17 protein-coding genes and 3 tRNA genes are annotated in these 18,099 nt (G+C 44.6%); 11 read left to right on the top strand and 9 right to left on the bottom strand.

Translation table 11 applies throughout. The annotated features are described in order from the left end of the window. Window positions 1–113 precede the first annotated feature (113 nt). From D0X99_RS14140 to D0X99_RS14130, 3 genes are all read left to right on the top strand, one after another. Entirely contained in the window at window positions 114–560 is a 447-nt protein-coding gene (locus D0X99_RS14140; protein ID WP_119478680.1) for a DUF2721 domain-containing protein, read from the top strand. A gap of 5 nt (window positions 561–565) precedes the next feature. Beyond that, complete coding sequence (locus D0X99_RS14135; RefSeq protein ID WP_119478494.1) at window positions 566–1,579, top strand: threonine aldolase family protein; 1,014 nt, start codon at window positions 566–568, stop codon at window positions 1,577–1,579. A gap of 88 nt (window positions 1,580–1,667) precedes the next feature. After that, window positions 1,668–2,930, top strand: a complete 1,263-nt coding sequence (locus D0X99_RS14130) for a replication-associated recombination protein A (RefSeq protein WP_119478493.1) — start codon at window positions 1,668–1,670, stop codon at window positions 2,928–2,930. 138 nt (window positions 2,931–3,068) lie between these two features. Here D0X99_RS14130 and D0X99_RS14125 read toward each other — a convergent pair. The 6 genes from D0X99_RS14125 to D0X99_RS14100 all read right to left on the bottom strand — a co-directional run bounded on the left by D0X99_RS14125 (window position 3,069) and on the right by D0X99_RS14100 (window position 6,709). Next, window positions 3,069–3,139: transfer RNA gene (locus D0X99_RS14125), tRNA-Cys, on the bottom strand. Beyond that, complete coding sequence (locus D0X99_RS14120) at window positions 3,139–3,387, bottom strand: GIY-YIG nuclease family protein (protein ID WP_119478492.1); 249 nt, start codon at window positions 3,385–3,387, stop codon at window positions 3,139–3,141. The genes D0X99_RS14125 and D0X99_RS14120 overlap by 1 nt, the downstream gene beginning before the upstream one ends. 43 nt (window positions 3,388–3,430) lie before the next feature. Beyond that, a tRNA-Val gene (locus tag D0X99_RS14115) sits at window positions 3,431–3,505 on the bottom strand. 26 nt (window positions 3,506–3,531) lie between these two features. Continuing rightward, a tRNA-Val gene (locus D0X99_RS14110) sits at window positions 3,532–3,606 on the bottom strand. A gap of 118 nt (window positions 3,607–3,724) precedes the next feature. Continuing rightward, on the bottom strand, window positions 3,725–4,828 hold the full coding sequence (locus tag D0X99_RS14105; RefSeq protein ID WP_147392236.1) for a glycosyltransferase family 4 protein: 1,104 nt from the start codon (window positions 4,826–4,828) through the stop codon (window positions 3,725–3,727). A gap of 54 nt (window positions 4,829–4,882) precedes the next feature. Next, a complete protein-coding gene (locus tag D0X99_RS14100; protein ID WP_119478679.1) occupies window positions 4,883–6,709 on the bottom strand; it encodes a TonB-dependent receptor plug domain-containing protein in 1,827 nt (608 codons plus the stop codon). A gap of 158 nt (window positions 6,710–6,867) precedes the next feature. On the opposite strand from D0X99_RS14100, the gene D0X99_RS14095 reads away from it, so the two are divergent. Next, window positions 6,868–8,823, top strand: coding sequence for a M1 family metallopeptidase (locus D0X99_RS14095; RefSeq protein WP_119478490.1), 1,956 nt, complete (start codon window positions 6,868–6,870; stop codon window positions 8,821–8,823). Between the two features lie 99 nt (window positions 8,824–8,922). On the opposite strand, the gene D0X99_RS14090 is transcribed toward D0X99_RS14095, so the two are convergent. After that, entirely contained in the window at window positions 8,923–10,023 is a 1,101-nt protein-coding gene (locus D0X99_RS14090) for a trans-sulfuration enzyme family protein (RefSeq protein WP_119478678.1), read from the bottom strand. A gap of 74 nt (window positions 10,024–10,097) precedes the next feature. Further along, window positions 10,098–10,574 carry a DUF4293 domain-containing protein gene (locus D0X99_RS14085; RefSeq protein ID WP_119478489.1) on the bottom strand — a complete coding sequence of 159 codons (477 nt, stop codon included), beginning with the start codon at window positions 10,572–10,574 and terminating at the stop codon, window positions 10,098–10,100. A gap of 103 nt (window positions 10,575–10,677) precedes the next feature. Between D0X99_RS14085 and truA the strand changes: the two genes are divergently transcribed. The 7 genes from truA to D0X99_RS14050 all read left to right on the top strand — a co-directional run bounded on the left by truA (window position 10,678) and on the right by D0X99_RS14050 (window position 17,168). Next, on the top strand, window positions 10,678–11,436 hold the full coding sequence (truA, locus tag D0X99_RS14080; RefSeq protein ID WP_119478488.1) for a tRNA pseudouridine(38-40) synthase TruA: 759 nt from the start codon (window positions 10,678–10,680) through the stop codon (window positions 11,434–11,436). 6 nt (window positions 11,437–11,442) lie between these two features. After that, window positions 11,443–13,215, top strand: coding sequence for an ABC transporter ATP-binding protein (locus D0X99_RS14075; protein ID WP_119478487.1), 1,773 nt, complete (start codon window positions 11,443–11,445; stop codon window positions 13,213–13,215). A 25-nt stretch (window positions 13,216–13,240) separates the two neighbouring features. Then, window positions 13,241–13,825 (top strand): hypothetical protein, encoded by a 585-nt coding sequence (locus D0X99_RS14070; RefSeq protein ID WP_119478486.1) that lies wholly within the window; start codon window positions 13,241–13,243, stop codon window positions 13,823–13,825. 96 nt (window positions 13,826–13,921) lie between these two features. After that, window positions 13,922–14,434, top strand: a complete 513-nt coding sequence (locus tag D0X99_RS14065) for a hypothetical protein (protein ID WP_119478485.1) — start codon at window positions 13,922–13,924, stop codon at window positions 14,432–14,434. A gap of 75 nt (window positions 14,435–14,509) precedes the next feature. Continuing rightward, a complete protein-coding gene (locus tag D0X99_RS14060; protein ID WP_119478484.1) occupies window positions 14,510–15,052 on the top strand; it encodes a collagen-like triple helix repeat-containing protein in 543 nt (180 codons plus the stop codon). A gap of 104 nt (window positions 15,053–15,156) precedes the next feature. Next, entirely contained in the window at window positions 15,157–16,182 is a 1,026-nt protein-coding gene (gene hemE, locus D0X99_RS14055) for a uroporphyrinogen decarboxylase (protein ID WP_119478483.1), read from the top strand. 242 nt (window positions 16,183–16,424) lie between these two features. Continuing rightward, a complete protein-coding gene (locus tag D0X99_RS14050) occupies window positions 16,425–17,168 on the top strand; it encodes a DUF6733 family protein (protein WP_233553727.1) in 744 nt (247 codons plus the stop codon). Between the two features lie 52 nt (window positions 17,169–17,220). Here the strand turns inward: D0X99_RS14050 and D0X99_RS14045 are convergent, their stop codons facing one another. Continuing rightward, window positions 17,221–18,048, bottom strand: coding sequence for an MOSC domain-containing protein (locus D0X99_RS14045; RefSeq protein WP_317133431.1), 828 nt, complete (start codon window positions 18,046–18,048; stop codon window positions 17,221–17,223). Between the last annotated feature and the right edge of the window lie 51 nt (window positions 18,049–18,099).

The following is an 18,099-nucleotide window of genomic DNA, read 5'->3' as shown; positions in this document are numbered from 1 at the left end:
ATCCCATATGGAATGCCTTGACTAATCATCTCCCTTTGTTTGAAGATTTTTTCGTGGGCATTTCATGCCTTTTCCTGAACTTACCTTTTCTGAAATCACTTTCCTTGACCTATATGGAACTCCAACTCTCCACTCCTGCCCTGCTCTTTTCTGCGATTACGCTGCTGATGCTGGCGTTTACCAACCGATTTTTAGCCATCGCTACTCTGATCAGAGGTCTGCATAAAAATTACCTCAAAGAGCCCGATCAGGAAATCATCGTGGAGCAGATTCACAACCTCCGCCGTAGGCTGACGCTCATAAAAAACATGCAGCTTTTCGGAGTTTTCAGCTTTTTACTCTGCGTGATTTGTATGTATTTGCTGTTCCAAGGCTACACTGCCGCCGCCAATTGGGTGTTTGTGATCAGCATGCTTTCCCTGCTGATTTCCCTCGGAATTTCTCTGATCGAAATCCAGATTTCCACCAAAGCGCTGAATCTCGAACTGTCAGATATGGAAGAGATCTTCGAAAAGCGGAAAAGCAGCCTGGACATTTTCTTTAAAAAAGACGATAAGTAACCATTATGCTGATTGATTTAAGAAGTGATACCGTGACCCGGCCAACTCCGGGGATGAAGGAAGCCATGTTTGCTGCCCCTGTTGGCGATGATGTGTTTGGAGAAGATCCAACCGTCAATGCCCTCGAGGAGAAAATCGCCAAACTCTTCGGAATGGAAGCAGCGCTTTTCTGTCCCTCAGGAACCATGACCAATCAGATCGCGATTCGGCTTCACACCGGTCCACAACGGGAAGTGATCTGTCACCAGTATTCTCACATTTATCTGTATGAAGGCGGAGGCATCATGGCAAATTCCTTGGCTTCTGTGAAACTGTTGACTGGAGATCTGGGAAAGATCACCGCCACACAAGTTGCCGAATCCATCAATCCGGACGATGTGCATGCTCCCGAAACTACCTTGGTTTCTCTGGAAAACACCATGAACAAAGGCGGGGGCAGCATTTATACCTTGGATGAAATCAAGCCAATCCATGCACTTTGCAGGGAAAAGGGGATCAAGCTTCATTTGGACGGCGCTAGACTTTTCAACGCCTTAGTGGAGACAGAAGAAAGTCCTTCCGATTGGGGAGCACATTTCGATACGATCTCCATCTGCCTTAGCAAGGGCTTGGGTTGCCCAATTGGATCTGTTCTCTTAGGAACAAAAGTCGATATCAAGCGGGCCAGAAAAGTCCGAAAAGTATTCGGCGGAGGCATGAGACAGGCGGGATTCCTTGCTGCAGCAGGGATTTATGCCTTGGATCATCAAGTAGATCGACTCAAAGAAGATCATGCCCGAGCTCGTAGTTTGGGCGAAATGCTCAGCAAATTGCCAGTGGTATCGGAGATTTTCCCGGTAGCCACCAATATTGTGATTGCACGATTGGAAGGCACCACTCCAGAGGAATTCATGAAAAAACTGGCTCAGCAAAATATCAAGTCGGTCAAGTTTGGAAAAGACTTGGTTCGCTTCGTAACCCATTTGGATTTTGGGGATGAACAGTTGGATGAGTTTGGAAAAAGGATTGGGAAAAATTAAGATCTAAGATAAAAGATCCAGAATCTCAGATTTGTCCCAACTTCCTAAAAGCTTTATTTCTAGCGTCTAATGTTTTGCAACTAATAAAATGAACCCCACTCCCCTAGCCGAACGCATGCGCCCCAGCCGACTGGAAGACCTGATCGGTCAGGAGCATTTGTCAGCACCTTCTTCTTTTCTCTATAAATCAATCAAGTCGGGAAATGTGCCTTCTCTAATCCTATGGGGACCTCCTGGAGTGGGCAAGACTACCATTGCCAATATCATCGCCAACGAGATCAAGGCGCCTTTTTACACCCTGAGTGCAATCAGTTCGGGCGTCAAAGACATCCGGGAAGTTATTGACAAAGCCAAGTTTCAGCGGGGCACCGTCTTATTTATTGATGAGATCCATCGCTTCAACAAGTCCCAGCAAGACGCATTACTCGGTGCGGTAGAAAAGGGAGTCATTCGGCTGATTGGCGCAACCACTGAAAATCCATCCTTCGAAGTCAATTCGGCACTGCTTTCCCGTTGCCAAGTATTCACATTGAACCCTCTGGGAAGATCCGAAATGGAGGCCATGATGAAGCAGGCCCTGGAGAAAGATGCGGATCTGAAAAAAATACAGGTTGAGCTCAAAGAAACGGATGCTTTACTGAGAATTTCAGGCGGTGATGGTCGCAAACTTCTCAATCTTTTGGAAATCGTCATAGATGGTGTCAACGAAAATCCTTGTGTGGTCACGGATGAAAAAGTGATGCAGATCGCCCAGCAGAAAGTCGCATTGTATGACAAATCCGGAGAACAGCACTATGACATCATTTCGGCATTTATTAAATCAATCCGTGGTTCGGATCCGAATGCAGCGGTGTATTGGTTGGCACGAATGATTGAGGGAGGCGAAGATGTCAAATTTATTGCCCGAAGGCTGGTAATTCTGGCCTCCGAAGATATCGGCAATGCCAATCCCAATGCCTTGCTTTTGGCTACCAACTGCTTTGAAGCGGTGAAAATCATCGGCTATCCTGAGTCCAGAATTATCCTTTCCCAATGCGTGACTTATTTGGCGAGTTCGCCAAAAAGCAATGCTGCCTATTTGGCGATCAATCAGGCCCAGGCTTTGGTAAAAGAAACCGGAAACCTCTCCGTTCCCCTTCACCTACGAAATGCTCCAACCAAATTGATGAAGGACTTGAATTATGGCAAAGCATATAAATATTCCCATGACTTCCCGGGTAACTTTGTCGAGCAGGAATTTCTACCTGATGAAATCAAAGGCACTAAGCTTTATGAGCCAGGAGAAAATGCCCGCGAAAATGAGTTGAGAAACTATCTGTCAGGAAAGTGGAAAGGGAAATATGGGTATTAGAAATTTTGGGAGACCTTGGATTAAAAAGGAAAAATTTGATCTCGAAAAAATCTATTGGTATCTGTGGCTTTTTCCGGGGAAATCTGTGTCAAATACTTAAAAAATAAAAAAGCCCGAGAAAAATTCTAAGGCTTTAAGTGGAAGTTGAGGGATTCGAACCCCCGACCCTCCCGATTGCATCGGGATGCTCTGAACCAGCAGCCAAGCTTTATTTCAAAATCAACTCCTCAATCTTTTTTCTAGATTTCCATGATTTCACTTCTCTTTCTCTGCGGAAGGCAGCTGTTTTGTCAGTGTGCTCTTCATAATAGACCACTTCCCAATCCGCAGATCCACCTGTGAAGCCTTTATGTTTGGAATTATGTTTTCGAAGTCGTTCAGCCAATCCTTCGCAAGTATGGCCGATGTAGAACGTGTTTTTTGACTTCGAAAAAAGAATGTAGAAACCGCATGCCATAAACAAAAATAAAAAAGCCCCAGAAAGATTCTGAGGCTTTAAGTGGAAGTTGAGGGATTCGAACCCCCGACCCTCTGCTTGTAAGGCAGATGCTCTGAACCAGCTGAGCTAAACTTCCGAAGTACGTTCGGTATTAATAAAATGTGGAAGTTGAGGGATTCGAACCCCCGACCCTCTGCTTGTAAGGCAGATGCTCTGAACCAGCTGAGCTAAACTTCCATTTTCCTTTCCTTTCGAAAGGGAATGCAAAGGTAATCTGTAAACTTTTTAATGCAATAGAGACCCTAATAATTTTCCTTTCAAAAAAAGTAATACAATGAAAATAAGGGGCTTAATTTCAGAGATTGAGTGACATCTTCATGCTTTTTATATAGGCGTCTAGTTGAAAATTCCGCTCAAATGCCTTTCTGGCTTTTGTTTTTAGGAAGGAATAATCCTCGCTTGAAAGTCCTTTAACTTTTTTCAAAGTCAAATACAATGAATTCGTGTCACCTTGGGTCAGTAAAAATTCCTCCCCTTCCACTAAAAAATCCACAAGCCCAACCTGTGGTGTAATAATGATGGGAATACCGTTCCTCAATGCTTCGATTCCAACTGTGGGCAAAACATCTGATTTTGAGGGAATGATCAAAAAATCCAAGGATTGTAGAAAATCGTTCACTTCAGAATAGGGAATCGATCCTAGGTAATTTATTGAGGAAAAGGCGCCACTCCTTTTTTGAACTTCTTTTTCGAGCTCCCCACCTCCTGCAATCTTTAAGCGAATAGGACTTCCCGAATACTCCTCATCCAACTTAGAAAAGGCATCCATCAAGGTCAAAATATTCTTGTTTCGATCAAGCCTTCCCAAAAAACCAAACACTAATCCATCTTGATTCTTTTCCTTGGAAATACCCATTCGATCCGGCAAAGGATTTAAGATAACTCTTCCTTTTCGGCATTTAAAAAACCCTTCCAAATCTTCCAATGCATGTTGGGAAGGACAAATAACCTGGTCACAGAAAAGCCGGTAAAAGAGGGATTTTCGAAGGAAAAAAAACCGAAGCTTCAAGTCCATTTTCCCCTTTGCTTCGATAATAGCCTTAGAATTGATGTGGTGGTAATCGATTTTCCTTGTTCTGCTTCCTCCGACGAATTTGGCAGTAATATTCGAAGTTATACTTCCATTATGATGACCTATGATAACTTCCGGGAGGTACTTTTTGTACAATTTGAAAAACCAGCTGAAATCTTTAATTCCAGTGGATTTCACTTTACTAGGCCAGGAAGTCAAAATCAATTCGCCATTTCCTATTTTCTTTACAACCTGCTCTTCGAAATACGGATCCTTGGAAATAAAAACTACTCGATAGCCTTCTTCAGTCAAGTGATTTCCCAAGAAATAACTCATACTGGCAAAAGATTCATCCTTGTAGTTATGGCAAATAAAGACAGTCTTCATAGTGAAAATTGATTTCAAAAGCTGTCCAAGATTCAAGAAAAAGCTTCCATTTGCTTATTGCAAATTCAGCATAAACCCTGCTCTAAACCATCTCCCCGGCATCTGAACTGTGCCAGCCTCGATATAGTCAGAATCAGTGATGTTGGAAGCCTCAGCAAAGAATCCAAGTTTCCCGAGTCGGTTGTAATCCACCCGCATGTCCAGCAGAAAGTAAGGATCTTGACTAATGCGCTCCACGTAGCGCATTTTGGTATTCCACTCGATTTTTTTCCCAAATCCCAAGAGCACTCCGCCAATTACCTGATTTCTCAATGCGGTCAAGGCATAACGTGACTCAAGACCGGGGGTCTCTATAAATTCCGCATCGATGTAATTGTACGAAATCATCAATTCCCTGACCTGAAAAGGCTGTCCATTGGGATTGGTACGGTAGTAAGCGGAAGCCTCCACTCCGTTGAAAACTACCTCATTGAAATTTTGAGGTTGCCAAGGCTCCCGTTGCGTATTTCGGGTCCACTCGATTAGGTTATCACTGGTCCGGTTAAAATAGACCAGCTCCCCTCTCCAGTTATTTTTAGTCCATTTTCCCCCAACTTCAAAGGAAAGCGCCTGCTCCGGCACCAAGTTTTCATTTCCAATATTGGTAGGTCCTCGATAATACAGATCTGTGTAAGTCGGTATCCGATAGCTGGATCCAACACCTGAATAGAATCTCAAAGCGGGCGAGGCTTGAAATCCGACTTCCATCCCTGGAAAATGCTTCCACCCATATTCCGAATAGTAATTGGAATACAATCCTGCCCGGATGTCAGTCTTGCTTCCCAAGTTGACCAATTGCTCCAGAAAAACGCCAAAAAGCTCCCGCTCGTGATTTCCGAGATTATTGGATTCAATAGACTCCTTTCGCCCTTCTATCCCAAAGCCAGTGGTTCCGAGTTTGCTTTTATAGCTACCGTTGGATTCTACTGCAAAAACAGTTGAGGTGTGATTGTTTTGATAAAATTCAGGCTCATTTCTTCGCAAGCGATATTCATCGTTATTTCTTCTCCAATAAGTCCGGGTGTTGAGGGAAAACCGATCCTTGGTGAAAGAATGAGCCAAAGAGGCCAAGCTGGTCTGTATGCTTTCCCATTGATCCGGAAAAGCAGAAGTATAAAATCCATTTGCACCAAAAGTCCGGTCGGTGTAAGCCACCATTCCACGGAGGGAATGATTAGCATTGAGATCAACACCTCCCTCATAGAATACGTTGCTTACTTGGTAGTCGGAGTTGTATTGGTGCCCATCAGAATCATCATAAGAAATCGCTAGATTTTGCTTGTAGTTCCCGACTGGTAGTGACCCCGCAAAATTGATCCCTTTCATCCCGAAGTCACCCGCATACCCTTGCAGTCTCAAACTTCGAACTTCGCTCAGGCTTGTGATCACATTGACCGCACCGGTGTAGGCGTTTTGGCCAAAAATTCGAGAAGCTGGACCTTTCAACACTTCCACCCGGTCAATGTTGACCAAGGGAACAGGAATATTCATCATGTGATGGCCTGTCTGGGGATCGCTGAGTTTGATCCCGTTGAGCAGCATCAGTGTTTGTTCAAAAGAGCCGCCACGTATCCCAATATCCGCCTGGACGCCTGTCACGCCTCGCTGTCGGACATCCACACCAGGGACAAAACTCAACACTTCCTGGAGACTACGCGCCGGGGTGGTTTCAATCTGCTGCCGATCGACAAGCGACAGATTTCTGCTTTGCTTGGAAAAAGGAATTTGAATCCGGTTTTCTTGGATGATCACTTCATCCAATTTTCGGGTAGTGGTGTCGGTTTGGGCATTTGCCTGCAAGGCAATTGCTATCAGTCCTCCCACCCATAGTGCTTTCTTCATCGAGGTAATTTGAAACTTGGAACCAAAGGTAAAGGGGTTTTTCTTCACCATCCAACACTGAACTAACTTCAAAAAAAGGTAAAAGTCACAGGCTTGGAATAAAAAAAGTTCGTCAAAAGCGCATTTGTCCCTATTTTGAGTGCAAATAGAAAAGTACCATGAATAAATTGAGTATTCTAGGTGGAATATTGTCCACTTTTATTCTGACAGCTTCTTTTCCTGCTTTTTCACAGCAGGGCAAAGACAATAATCAAAAAGACTTTTCGGAGTTTTTGGACCGAAAGGGAAATAGCTACCGAAGCGCCTCCGGAAAACCGGGAGAAGCCTATTGGCAAAATGCAGCCGACTACCAAATCGAAGTTGCCTTGGATGAAGCTAACCACACGCTTTCCGGAAAAGTTACCATCACCTATACCAACAACAGTCCCGAGGCTCTGGATTTTATCTGGCTTCAGCTTGAACAAAATCGGTTCACCCCAGACTCCAGAGGAACTTTGACAACCCCGATCCAAGGCAATCGCTACAACGGGGACACCGATGGAGGCTATGCCATATCCCAAGTAGCTGCAAAAGTCGGAGTAAAGGGGGCAGTTTCTTCCAAGCACTTGATCGATGACACCCGGATGCAGGTGTGGTTTGCTGAACCGATTCCTGCGAAAGGCGGTAAAGCAACTGTCTCAATGAATTTTTCCTTCAAAGTCCCTCAGAAAGGCATGGACCGAATGGGTAGACTGAAAGTGAAGGACGGCTGGATTTATGCTTTCGCACAATGGTACCCAAAAGTTGCCGTCTTTGACGAGATCGAAGGCTGGAACGTGGAGCCTTACTTGGGTGCAGGTGAATTCTATCTGGAGTACGGAAACTTTGACTACAAAGTGACTGTCCCTTACAATCACATCGTAGTTGGTTCCGGTAAATTGATGAATCCTACTGAAGTACTTAGCAAAGAACTTCAATCCCGCTATGCCAAAGCAGCTCAAAGCGACCAAACAGTTTACTTAGTCTCCCCCGAGGAAATCAAAAACACCCAACTCACCCGACCTAAGCAGAATGGCACCGTGACTTGGCATTTCCGCATTCAAAATGCAAGAGATATCGCCTTCGCCACATCCCATTCCTTTATCTGGGATGCCGCCCGAATCAATCTTCCTTCCGGCAAAACCGCTTTGGCACAATCTGTTTATCCCCTTGAAAGTAACGGTCAGGATGCTTGGTCCAGATCTACAGAATATAGCAAAGCTTCCATCGAATATTACTCCAAACAATGGTATGAATTCCCGTACGAAACTGCCTCCAATGTCGCTGCTGAAATCAACGGCATGGAATATCCGGGATTGAATTTTTGCCATTATAATTCAAAGGGAGAATCTCTTTGGGGAGTAACAGACCATGAGTTTGGCCACAATTGGTTCCCGATGATAGTCGGAACTAATGAGCGCCGCTACGCTTGGATGGATGAAGGCTTCAATTCCTTCATCAATCACTACAGTTCCAATGCATTTAACAACGGAGAGTACGCTTCGGACTTAAATCAAACCCGTCGTTTCAACGGATATTTTACCAGCGAAAGCCGCGAGGGCATCGACAACTATCCCGATGTCACCGACACCCGAAACCTGGGGATGGTAGCTTACATTAAACCGGCGATTGGCTTGATTATGCTTCGAGAGTATATTCTGGGGCCGGAGCGATTTGACAATGCATTCCGATCGTACATCAAAACTTGGGCTTACAAGCACCCTCAACCCACTGATTTCTTCAACCATATGGAGAACGTTGCCGGAGAAAATCTTTCCTGGTTTTGGAAAGGGTGGTTTTATGGCAATGGAAACATCGACTTGGGAATCAGCTCAATCCAACCATATGGTGGAAATTATGTGATCAATCTAATCAACAAAGGAACTATCCCGATGCCTGTACTCATGGAAGTCACTTTTGAAGACGGGTCCAAAGAGCGGATAAAACTTCCTGTTGAAATCTGGCAGCGGGGAGATTCCTGGTCACACCTTTTCAAAACCTCCAAAAAAATAACAGCAGTGGAAATCGATCCGGACAAAGTGATTCCGGATATCGATCTTGGAAATGATCACTGGCCTGTTGAGATATACAAATAAAACAAATGGCCCCGGGAATAATCCCGGGGCCATATTTGTTAAATCTGAATTTTAAAACTCGGGAGTTTTAACGGTTGTCGATTCCAATTTTTCAAGCCTTTAACCCAGCGCCTGAGCCAAATCCTCCAGTAAGTCATCAGTGTGCTCAAGCCCTACTGAAACCCTGAGCAAATTAGGAGGGGTTTTGGAATTTGGGCCTTCTACCGCAGCTCTACGCTCGATCAGACTTTCCACCCCGCCAAGACTGGTTGCATTGGCAAAATAATGAAGTTTGGAGACCATCAGATCTGCTGCTTCAGCACCGCCTTTTACTGTAAAAGAAACAATCCCTCCAAAACCAGTCATCTGAGAAGCTGCAATTTCATGACCCGGATGGGATTTCAATCCGGGATAAAATACTTTTTCAACCTTTGGATGATTCATCAGAAATTCCGCCAAGATCGTGGCATGCTCCACGTGGCCTTTCATCCGATAGGCCAAAGTCCGAATACTTCTGCACAGCAAGTAACAATCCATTGGAGCCGGAACAGCCCCACCCACCCGCTGAACAATTCGGATCTTTTCCCAAAAAGCATCCTTCACTTTTGTAATCAAGGCACCTCCCAAAATATCGGAATGCCCTCCAAAATACTTGGTACTACTATGCATGACAATATCCGCTCCCAGATCGATGGGATTCTGGAAAACTGGAGTTGCGAAGGTATTGTCACAGGCCAAGATGGCTCCCTGAGCCTTGGCCAATTCGGAAATCTTTCGGATATCGGTGATTTTCAAAAGGGGATTTGACGGAGACTCCACCCAAAAAAGTCTCGTATTGGGACGGATTGCCTTTTTGACTTCCTCCAGATTACTCATATCCACAAAAGTCACCTCATGAATTCCCGCAAAAAGCTGAACCATGGAATTGTGCAAGCCATGATACATGTCATCCGGCGCAACAATATGGGAACCTGGGGGCAAGGCTTGATAAACAGCAGTTCCGGCGGCGTTTCCAGAGGCGAATGCAGCGGCATCCTCCCCTTTTTCCAGCGCGGCAAGCAATTCTTCCAGAGATTGCCTGTTGGGATTGTTTGCCCGGGAATAAAGCATCTTCCCATTTCCGTGTTCAAAAGTGGTGCTTAGGGTAATGGGTTGAACCACCGGACGGGTGGAGTCGGTAATTTGATTTCCGATATGAATGCTGAGGGTTTCGAATCTCATGGTTGTACTATTTTTGATCAAGTTACAAGTTGAAACAATAAAAAAAGCCAGTTTTTGATTACTGGCTTCGCCTTTTATCGGATTCTATCCACCGATCGAACTAGTGCTTCATCTTTTCGGATAAACCGATTGGCGAGCATGTTCAACACCATTGCCACCAGTACTGCCCAGAATCCCGGCTTGTAAGATCCAGCTACTTCCACACCCAGCTCGGTATTGAGTCCATTGGTGGTCAGAAAGATGGCGGACACTAGACCAACCATGAGCAGACTGTTAATCATATTGAGCATCATCTGACGGGTTCTGTTTTTGTATTGAAAGATGGAGATCACCGCCATCAAGCCAACCAGCGCTGCCAAAGAACCCAGATACCATTTGGATGTGGACTGAATTACCTCACCCGAAGAATCCACATTGCTCAGTGCGAAAGCTGATAAGGACCAAGTTTGGCCGGAATCGGTTAGATCTTGTGACCATAGCTCAGTGCCGATGGTGACTCCCATGGCTGCGGCAACCAAGAACAGGAAAATGGTTTGAACTCGCTGAATCATTTTTTACAAATTTTTGGGCAAAGAAAAAGCCTTCCCGGCGCATTACCAAGGAATCCATCCCTGCTAGGGGGTAATTGATCTGGAATTGTATCTTTGCAGCCGTATGAGTGAGACCAAGCGGTATTTTCTGGAATTGAGTTATAAAGGCACTGCCTTTCATGGCTGGCAAATCCAAAATAATGCATTTACCGTTCAGGAGTGCCTGGAAAGCTCGCTTTCCACTTACCTCAGACAGCCGATCACCGTAATGGGAAGTGGCCGAACCGACACAGGTGTCCATGCCACGATGCAGGTCTGCCATTTTGATCTGAAGGAAGGAGTACTTGGGGAAAATTTTCTGAAAGGGATCAATTCCATCCTTCCCAGAGAAATAGCCATTCACTCCGTCCGTCCAGTCAAGCCCGATGCACATGCCCGTTTTGATGCATTTCAGCGCTCTTACTTTTACAGGATCATTTTCCGTAAAAGTCCATTTCTGGATGACTTGGCCTGGCTTTACTTTCATCCACTGGATGTGGATAAAATGAATCAGGCAGCTCAGATCCTGCTTCGGCATGAGGATTTTGAATGCTTCAGTAAGGTACATACGGAGGTGACCCATTTCCGATGTCAAATATTCTCAGCCCGCTGGGAACAAAAGGATGACCAATTGTTATTCCATATTACCGCAAATCGGTTTTTGCGTGGTATGGTACGTGCAATTGTAGGAACTTTGATTGAAGTGGGGCTGGGATTCAGAAAAGTCGAAGATATGGATGAACTCATCCTGTCCCGCAACCGTGCAAAAGCCGGGAAAGCTGCTCCTGCGAAGGGACTATTCCTCAGCCAAATCCTTTACCCCAAAGACATTTACCTAGACTGACCAACTTTGAGCTTAGATAAAGAAAAAGAATCTTCCGGCGAAATCGTCGACATGAAAGTACTGAGGCAGCTTTACACGTTTGTAAAGCCCTATCAGCCCCAGTTTTACTTTCTGGTGTTTTTGACGGTAGCAATGGCGATCCTGGCACCTACCCGACCCTACTACATCCAGATTGCGATCGATGAATATGTGGCTTTGGGTGATACCGTGGGGCTGATCCGAATCATTTACATCCTGGTTGGCCTGATGATTTTGCAGGCGTTGGTTCAGTGGGCACACACCTATTACTCAGGCTGGATCGGTCAGGTAATCATTAAAGACATCCGTACCAGACTCTACAGGCATCTTTTGAAACTTCGGTTGAAGTTTTTTGACAATACACCAATCGGCCGGTTGGTCACGAGGAATGTATCTGACATTGAGACGCTGGCTGATGTGTTCAGCGAAGGCTTGGCTGCGATCATTGGGGATTTACTCCAAATCATTACGATTTTGGGCGTGATGTTCTACATCGACTGGAAGTTGACCCTCGTGAGTCTGAGCACACTCCCGCTCTTGATTATTTCCACGTATGTCTTCAAGGAAAAAATCAAAGTCACCTTCAATGATGTACGAAATGCTGTTTCCAATCTGAACTCTTTTCTTCAGGAACACATCACCGGAATGAACATTGTCCAGATTTTCAACCGGGAAAAACGGGAATTTGAAAAATTCAAAGAAATCAATAGGGAGCACGCATCGGCCCACATTCGCTCCGTATTGTACTATTCAGTTTACTTTCCGGTTGCCGAAATTATTCAGGCGATCGGGATAGGGTTGGTCGTATGGTATGGAGCTGTCGGTGTATTGGGATTGGAACTGCAAATCGGAATTTTGATTTCCTTCATCATGTATCTCCAGCTTTTTTTCAGACCGATACGGATGATTGCAGACCGATTCAATACGCTTCAAATGGGCGTGGTAAGTTCATCCAGAATCTTTAAACTCCTCGGCAGCTCTGAACATATTGCAAATGAAGGAAGCTACAAACCGGAAAAAATTCAGGGAAATATCCGTTTGGAAAATGTCTGGTTTGCCTACAACGATGAGGAATATGTCCTAAAAAACATCAGTTTCGAGGTCAAAAAAGGCCAAACCATAGCTTTGGTCGGTGCTACCGGGGCCGGAAAATCATCCATTATCAACCTGATTTCTCGCTTTTACGAAATCAACAAAGGGCACATTTATATCGATGGCACAGACATCCGAGAATACGAGTTGGGTATTTTGCGAAAACACATCGGGGTAGTCCTCCAGGATGTGTTCCTTTTCTCCAACAGCATCTATCACAACATTACCCTCGGGAATCCGTCCATTACAAGGGAGCAAGTGCTGGAAGCTGCGGAGAATGTAGGCGCGAGAAAGTTTATTGAACGACTACCAGGAGGCCTGGATTACAATGTGATGGAACGCGGATCCACCCTTTCTGTGGGGCAGCGGCAGCTGATTTCCTTTGTACGGGCCATGGTCTACAATCCTGAAATTTTGATTTTGGATGAGGCCACCTCCTCGGTCGATTCCGAAACCGAAGAGCTGATCCAGGAATCCACAGAAAAAATGATGAAAGGCCGAACCTCCATCGTGATCGCACACAGATTGTCTACCATTCAGAAAGCTGATAAGATCATCGTCATGCACAAAGGTGAAATTGTAGAAACCGGGACGCATGAATCCCTACTAGAATTGGGAGGTTATTATACACAACTGCACCAAATGCAACTCAAAACCATGGCAATCTAATCTCATTGTTACTAGACCAATTACCATGAAAATTCGATTACTGTTACTATTTGCACTAGCCCCAATTTTGAGTCTGGCTCAGGAAAGAGGCGCTGGGATCAGAATTGGAGAGCCTATTTCCCTTACTTACAAAGATTTTATTGAAGATTACCTCTCATACGAAGTGATGCTTGGCGGAGGAGGAATCAACGGATCGGATTATTACAAAAAAGATTTTGAAAGTAATCCACCAGCATCGAATGCATTTTACCTCGGGCACTCAGCAAGTCGGGGTGTTTCAATCAATTTCAGAATGGCCCTGCATGAGGACATCACAGATGTTTTTGAAATCACTCAAGGATATTTATTGGGCTATGCGGGTGCCGGGGTCCAGTTACGTACTACCAATTTGGAGTATTCCTATGTCCTGAACACCAACAATCCAAATCAGCCTGTACAACTCGAGGAGCGCACCAATTTCGACTTTGGGCCGGAGGCTTTTGGTGGGGCTGAATATTACTTTGATGAAACTCCGATCAGTGTTTTTGCTGAAATCGGATTATTTGTCGAGTTGATTGACCGGATCAACCTCAAAGGTCAGGGAGGAATTGGGGTGAGGTATCTGTTTTAAGCTTATGAAATCGGTCACTATTCAAAACGACCCACGAAGGGATAGTTATTGATCATGCACGATTCCATCTGGCCTAAAATAAACAGTTAACAACAGATGAAAAAAGTCGGTATTGCCTTAGGAATTTTATTCGTGGTTTTTGCTCTTGCCTTTTATGGATTTGATCGGCTTGGAGGAAATAACCCCATCCTAATTGAATTGGTGGATTCTCCACCTCCAACGCTCTCGGGTAGGACCTACAAAGGAATACCTTTGGACAAAAAGATGGCGGAAACTTTTCAGGAGATTGAAGCTCTGGTTCCTCTCAACCCAGGCAAAAAGATTCATACCATTTACTACCTCGAACCTGCCGGAAAATTGGACACCTTGGTGGTATTTGTCGGCCTGGATCTACCCTTTCCAGTGGGTGATCTTGAATCAAAATCTTTTTTAGAAAGCAGCTATCTGCTGGCTACCATTCGGGGAAACAAATGGGTAATGCCAGGACCCGATACGGTGAAGGGAGAACTGGAAAAATTTGCGAAAGAAAAAAATCTCACACTGACCGGAATTTTTATCGATAAGATAATCAGCGAGGAAGAAGTACAAGTCATTGCCCCGATTCGATGATTTAGTGGTTTTAGGGATTTTTAACCAACCCTGGCACGGTACATGCCGTGAAAGGAAGAAATCTAAATCACTATTATGAGAAGAATCACATCCATTTTTGCGCTGATCGGGCTGATTGCATTTCAGGCGTGTGAGGGGCCAATTGGGCCTGTAGGGCCACAAGGTCCTCAAGGTGAACGAGGTGAACCCGGTGTCAATATCGTTTCGGAAGTTTTTGAAGTGGAGACGGACTTTACTAAAGCCAACAACTATGAGGCAGTTTTTGACTTTGATCCTCCGATCGTAAGTAGCGATGTTGTTCTGGCTTTTATCGAATGGGAAAGAGCCGGGCAAACACCAATCTGGAGAGCATTGCCGCAAACTGTGTTTTTTGAGCAGGGAGTCCTGATGTACAATTATGATTTTACCAAAGATGACTTCAGACTGTTTCTGGATGGCCCATTGGACTATTCCCTCCTTAGCGCAGATTGGACGCAGGATCAGAGGTTCCGTATTGTTGTCGTTCCCGGAGATTTTACGGGCAGTAGAATTGATTGGACGAATTATGAAGCCGTAACTCAAATGTTGGGAATTGAAGAAGAGGATTTCCAAAAAGTCCAATTGAAGAGAAAAAATTGATAGTAAACCAACTTATACCACAAGCGAAGCCCGGAAATCCGGGCTTTGTTTTTTTATTCTTAGGGTAATTCTGCTGCAAAAAATTTGGCGCTTATCTTTGCGCCATGCAACTCCAAAACGATCTGCTGCTAAGGGCAGCCAGAGGTGAAAAGACAGAACGAACTCCGGTTTGGCTCATGCGGCAGGCCGGCCGAATCCTTCCCGAATACCGTGCCGTCCGTGAATCTGTAAGTGGATTCATCGAACTTGCCCAAACACCAGAACTAGCAGCCGAAGTTACCATTCAGCCTGTGGACATATTAGGAGTGGATGCAGCCATTATTTTCTCCGACATTTTGGTCATCCCTGAAGCAATGGGCTTGCCCTATGAAATGGTAGAAAAACGTGGACCCTGGTTTCCTCAAACTGTACGATCCGAATCTGATCTTAAAAAATTGCGGGTCGCAGATGGAGACAACGATCTCAAATACGTAATCGATGCCATCCAGATTACGAAGAAACACCTGAACGGACGGGTTCCATTGATCGGTTTTGCAGGTGCACCTTGGACTATTTTTGCTTACATGGTTGAAGGAAGCGGCAGCAAGACCTTTTCTAAATCGAGAGAAATGCTTTACCGGGAACCGGTTTTTTCCCACAAGTTACTCCAACTGATTACTGATTCCACGATCAACTATCTCAAGGCCCAAATCCGAGCAGGCGCCGATCTGGTTCAAATTTTTGACAGTTGGGCTGGAATATTGGGGCCAAAACAGTATGAAGAATTTTCGCTCAGATACATCACTCAGATCTGTGATGCGATCACCGAGGCGCCGAAGACAGTTTTTGCCAAAGGCGCATTTTTCGCTAGAGAGTCAATGTCAAAACTAAGCTGTGAGACCATCGGTCTCGATTGGAACATGGGGATCGAGGAATCCAGAAGACTCATCGGACCTACCAAAACCCTACAGGGGAACTTGGATCCAGCGGCACTTTATGGCAATCCTGACCAAATAAGACAAGCCACTATCGAAATGATGGAGCAGTTTAAAGGATCAAGGCATATTGCAAACCTGGGACATGGAGTCTATCCGGATATTGATCCTGAAATGGTCAAGATATTTATACAAACAGTTAAAGATTTTCAATAAACAGATCAAAACAGAAAAGAAAAGGGGCTTAGGCCCCTTTTTCATTTTGATACATTTTGCATAAAAAGTATTTATATTTTACAAAATCAATAATTATACATCGATTTTTTTGCATTTTTTTTAATAAAAAATTGATTTTTAGAAAATAGGCCTCTAATTTCAACGAGGTAAAGGAAGAATTCTCTATTTCTTTCAGAAACCAGTTTCTAAAAAAACCTATTTCAAACCAAACCTAACAATTCATGAAAAAACACCTTACAAAATTGACGGGCTGGCTAAAATTGACCAGCATGGCGCTAGTAGGCGGACTGATGTTCACCAACGGGGTTTTTGCCCAAGAAGAAAAGCAGTTCAACTTTTCTGTTGCACTGAATTCCGATCAATTTTTCGGATTCTACCCTACTTTTCAAGGTTCTTACGGCTTCTCAGGCAAAACCCGGTTTACCTTCTATGGTATTCATTGGGGAGGTGGAACCGGTGCTGGTTGGGGCAATTGGACTGAGTTTGGCGTGGGAGCCAACTTCCAAGCAGCAAAGGGGCTTTCGATCAATCCTCAGATTGGTTTCCTCGGAGGTAACCTGCTAAGCTCAGGTACCAGTGGCCCTGCAATATTTGGGGACGGTATTGTTCCTAACCTGACTGTAAACCTGTTGAAAGAAAAAGTAGAAGGGCAGTTTTACTTCGGCTACTATGCACCCCTTAGAGACGAAGCACCAGCCAACGGCACAACACTTGCCTACACCCACTACTGGTTAAATCTTGGTTTCAGGGCAAGTAAATTTTTCTCGTTGGGAGCACACTATGAGCACCTGATCAACTCCGGCGGGTCCAATGTGGAGACTTCTACGGATGTGTATCAGTGGCTGGGCCCATATGTTCAGTTCAGTAAACCTACGGGAGGTCCATTTGCGAGATTTTCCTTCGGAACTGATTTGGTAGAAGCCAACGACTCCTTCTTCAAATTGACAACAGGTTTCAGCTTCTAATGGGACAGATCTGAAAAGCGCGAAGCCGGATTCCGAAAGGAATTCGGCTTTTTTATTTCTGGATTTGAATGGGATCACCTATCCTGATCTTACCGAGGCTGAGTGCGACTACGTTTTGACCAAAGTATACTTTGTTGTTAACTGATCGGTAGGAAGAGAGCGTTTTGAGCGGTTCTTTGCCTTGCTTGCCTGACTGCTGATCCACAGTAGTCAAGACACATCGCGCACATGGCTTTACAATTTTGAAACCTAAGCCTCCGATTTTTATTTCCCTAAGTGAATCCTCTAAATATGGAGCCCCGCCTGAAAAAACAATATTTGGTCGAAAGCGATCCATGGGTACTGGGGAATCAAGTCTGGAATTCAATTCATTCAGGGACTCTTGACCAATAATCAGGTAAGGCATTCCATCTGCAAAACTGACCGATTCACCATTTACAGCATAGCGTGGATCGACTTTTCGGTGTGAAGTTTCGGGTAAAACCACCAAGCGTACTTTAAAATCCAAAAACTCAGAAAACCATCGATCAAAATCGGAATGAACGGCTTTTGCCAAAACCTGATCATCCCAAATAGTAACCATGACTTCCGGACCCGTAGCGAGATCAAAGGGCACTTCAATGCATTTGGAAGGATCAGTTTTGTGGAAAACCTCCAATCCTCCTTCACCCAATTTTACTCCCAATAACGCCAGTTGAGGATATACCCGCTGTGTGACAAACATCCCCTCTTCGTCGACCAGCATCCATCGTCTATCATAGCGAAAACCTCTTTCCTCCACTTCCGATTCCATCAATCGAATTCCTCCGAGAGATTTGATTGGGTAAATAAAAATATCCTGAACGACCAATTGCTTTTCCATTCCTAAAAATACAAGCAATCAAAATCTGTTTGGATTTTATCTAGTAAAAAAGATAGAGGATGAAATCAA

Source organism: Algoriphagus lacus (assembly GCF_003583985.1).
Lineage (GTDB): Bacteria > Bacteroidota > Bacteroidia > Cytophagales > Cyclobacteriaceae > Algoriphagus > Algoriphagus lacus.
This window is presented reverse-complemented; position numbering and strand designations above follow the sequence as displayed.

Excerpts from the sequence above, each read along its gene's own strand:
- D0X99_RS14140 (WP_119478680.1), top strand. The coding sequence starts at position 114 with ATGGAACTCCAACTCTCCACTCCTGCCCTGCTCTTTTCTGCGATTACG.
- D0X99_RS14135 (WP_119478494.1), top strand. The coding sequence starts at position 566 with ATGCTGATTGATTTAAGAAGTGATACCGTGACCCGGCCAACTCCGGGG.
- D0X99_RS14130 (WP_119478493.1), top strand. The coding sequence starts at position 1,668 with ATGAACCCCACTCCCCTAGCCGAACGCATGCGCCCCAGCCGACTGGAA.
- D0X99_RS14120 (WP_119478492.1), bottom strand. The coding sequence starts at position 3,387 with ATGGCATGCGGTTTCTACATTCTTTTTTCGAAGTCAAAAAACACGTTC.
- D0X99_RS14105 (WP_147392236.1), bottom strand. The coding sequence starts at position 4,828 with ATGAAGACTGTCTTTATTTGCCATAACTACAAGGATGAATCTTTTGCC.
- D0X99_RS14100 (WP_119478679.1), bottom strand. The coding sequence starts at position 6,709 with ATGAAGAAAGCACTATGGGTGGGAGGACTGATAGCAATTGCCTTGCAG.
- D0X99_RS14095 (WP_119478490.1), top strand. The coding sequence starts at position 6,868 with ATGAATAAATTGAGTATTCTAGGTGGAATATTGTCCACTTTTATTCTG.
- D0X99_RS14090 (WP_119478678.1), bottom strand. The coding sequence starts at position 10,023 with ATGAGATTCGAAACCCTCAGCATTCATATCGGAAATCAAATTACCGAC.
- D0X99_RS14085 (WP_119478489.1), bottom strand. The coding sequence starts at position 10,574 with ATGATTCAGCGAGTTCAAACCATTTTCCTGTTCTTGGTTGCCGCAGCC.
- truA (WP_119478488.1), top strand. The coding sequence starts at position 10,678 with ATGAGTGAGACCAAGCGGTATTTTCTGGAATTGAGTTATAAAGGCACT.
- D0X99_RS14070 (WP_119478486.1), top strand. The coding sequence starts at position 13,241 with ATGAAAATTCGATTACTGTTACTATTTGCACTAGCCCCAATTTTGAGT.
- D0X99_RS14065 (WP_119478485.1), top strand. The coding sequence starts at position 13,922 with ATGAAAAAAGTCGGTATTGCCTTAGGAATTTTATTCGTGGTTTTTGCT.
- D0X99_RS14060 (WP_119478484.1), top strand. The coding sequence starts at position 14,510 with ATGAGAAGAATCACATCCATTTTTGCGCTGATCGGGCTGATTGCATTT.
- hemE (WP_119478483.1), top strand. The coding sequence starts at position 15,157 with ATGCAACTCCAAAACGATCTGCTGCTAAGGGCAGCCAGAGGTGAAAAG.
- D0X99_RS14050 (WP_233553727.1), top strand. The coding sequence starts at position 16,425 with ATGAAAAAACACCTTACAAAATTGACGGGCTGGCTAAAATTGACCAGC.